This is a genomic window from Streptomyces sp. NPDC059037, from assembly GCF_042740015.1.
Classification (GTDB): Bacteria; Actinomycetota; Actinomycetes; order Streptomycetales; family Streptomycetaceae; genus Streptomyces.
The window spans coordinates 1-1997 of the sequence record NZ_JBHYIG010000510.1 but is presented as its reverse complement, the minus strand read 5'-3'; the positions used below and the strand labels follow the sequence as shown (position 1 = coordinate 1997).

Below are 1997 nucleotides of genomic sequence, written 5' to 3'. Positions count from 1 at the left end.
CCGCGCGGCGCGCTCGGCGGCGGGCGCCCTCCCGCTCTGTGCGTGCCCCCCCCCCCCGGGCGTGTGCAGACGCTGTGGAGAGAGAAAAGTTCTGCGGGTAAGGGAACGGCAAAGCCGGGATGTTCGTTACCCCGTGCATGACCGCTATGACACCCGGCTCGAACATCCCTCTCACCGCCACGCGCGTAGCGGTGGACGTCGCCGCACCGGGGCGGCTCGACGTGTCGGGCCTGCTGCTCACCGCCGACGGCAAAGTGCGCTCCGACGACGACTTCATCTTCTTCAACCAGCCCGCGGGCCCCGGCGTGACCTATCAGTCGGGCGGCGGCACGACGCCCGACAAGATCACCGTCGACACCACGGCCGTGCCCCCCGGCATCGAGAAGATCGTCGTCACCGCGAGCCCGGACGCCGCGGGCCAGACCTTCCAGGGCATCGAACCCACCGCCACCATCCGCAACGCCGACGACGGCTCCGTACTCGCCACGTTCACTCCCCCGCAGCTCGGCGGCGAGACCGCCCTGGTGGTCATCGAGGTCTACCTGCGCAACGGCGCGTGGAAGGCCCGTGCCGTCGGCCAGGGGTACTCGAACGGCCTCGCGGGCATCGCGACGGACTTCGGCGTTTCGGTGGAGGAGCCCGCGCCCGCCCCGGCCGCCGCTCCGGCCCCCGCCCCGATGGCCCCGCCGGTCGGCGCCCCCGTGCAGGGCCCGCCCCCGCCGGTCGCCGACCCCCGTGTCGCCGCCCCGGCAGCGCCCGCCGCGGCACCCGCGGCCCCCGCGCCCGGCGCCGGGAAGATCAACTTGGACAAGGGCCGCGTCAGCCTGCAGAAGAACCAGACGGTGTCCCTGGTCAAGGGCGGCCAGCCGCTGCTCTCGCAGGTCAAGATGGGCCTCGGCTGGGAGCCCGCGTTCCGCGGCAAGGACATCGACCTGGACGCCTCGGTCATCGCCTACGGCCCGCAGCGCAACCACGTGGACAGCTGCTACTTCGGCAAGCTGTCCATCGTGAACGGCGCGATCAAGCACTCCGGCGACAACCTCACGGGCGAGGGCGGCGGTGACGACGAGGTGATCGTCGTCGACCTCGGCCGGCTGCCGCAGGACGTGACGGGTCTCGTCTTCACGGTGAACTCGTTCTCCGGCCAGAAGTTCACGCAGGTCGCCAAGGCCTACTGCCGCCTCCTGGACGCGGCGACGGGCGAGGAGCTGGTCCGCTTCGACCTCACCAACGCCGAGGCGCAGACGGGCGTGATGATGGCCAAGCTGATCAAGCAGTTCACCGGCGAGTGGGAAATGACCGCCATGGGCGATTTCGTGAAGTCACGCACCGTGCGCGGCATGGTGAAGCCGGCGGCGCAGGCGCTGTAGCCACAGCAGGAAATGCGCAGGGGCGGCAGCCGGGAGGATCTACTCCTCCTGGCGGCCGCCCCTTCGTCGTACGCAGATCAGCGGATCAGAGCTTGGCCAGCTTGGGGTACGGGCTCAGGAACCTTCCCTGGCGGCCCGCGAAGTCGATGACCACCGCTTCCTCGCCTTCGACTCCGACGATCCGTCCGAGTCCGTACTGGTCGTGCGAGACCCGGTCGCCCACGGCGAACTGCTCGATGGGCGGTGCGGGCGGCGGCGGAACGTTGAAGGGACTGTTCGGCAGGTGGCGTCGGGTACCGGGGGGCCTCGTCATGTCCTGAGTATGCGCCCCCGGGAGCCCGCCGCACCATGCTCCGAGCTCACACGGTCCTCACATCGGCATCAAACCGACACACAAACACGGCTTCCCCGTAGCGGTCCGTAGCCACTCCATTGCACCACGCGCACATTTGTGCCCCACGGGACTCCGTCAACGCCGATTTATCCCTTCCGGATCTCTCGTCGCATCCGTTCAGGAAAATCCGGCGGATCCGGTGCGGGGGGGGGGGCGGGGCGGGCCGGCCCCCGGCCCGCCCCCCCCGCCCCCCACCACCACCCCGCCCACACCCGGCGCCTGCCCCGCCGCAC

The 1997-nt window shown here is 70.8% G+C and carries 2 protein-coding genes; one reads left to right on the top strand and one right to left on the bottom strand.

Annotated elements, in window-relative coordinates; translation table 11 throughout:
- Positions 1–146: 146 nt before the first annotated feature.
- Entirely contained in the window at positions 147–1370 is a 1224-nt protein-coding gene (locus ACFWY6_RS45250) for a TerD family protein (protein WP_384703724.1), read from the top strand.
- A gap of 85 nt (positions 1371–1455) precedes the next feature.
- Here ACFWY6_RS45250 and ACFWY6_RS45245 read toward each other — a convergent pair whose 3' ends face one another.
- Complete coding sequence (locus tag ACFWY6_RS45245) at positions 1456–1683, bottom strand: CarD family transcriptional regulator (protein WP_135329399.1); 228 nt, start codon at positions 1681–1683, stop codon at positions 1456–1458.
- Between the last annotated feature and the right edge of the window lie 314 nt (positions 1684–1997).

Excerpts from the sequence above, each read along its gene's own strand:
- ACFWY6_RS45250 (WP_384703724.1), top strand. The coding sequence starts at position 147 with ATGACACCCGGCTCGAACATCCCTCTCACCGCCACGCGCGTAGCGGTG.
- ACFWY6_RS45245 (WP_135329399.1), bottom strand. The coding sequence starts at position 1,683 with ATGACGAGGCCCCCCGGTACCCGACGCCACCTGCCGAACAGTCCCTTC.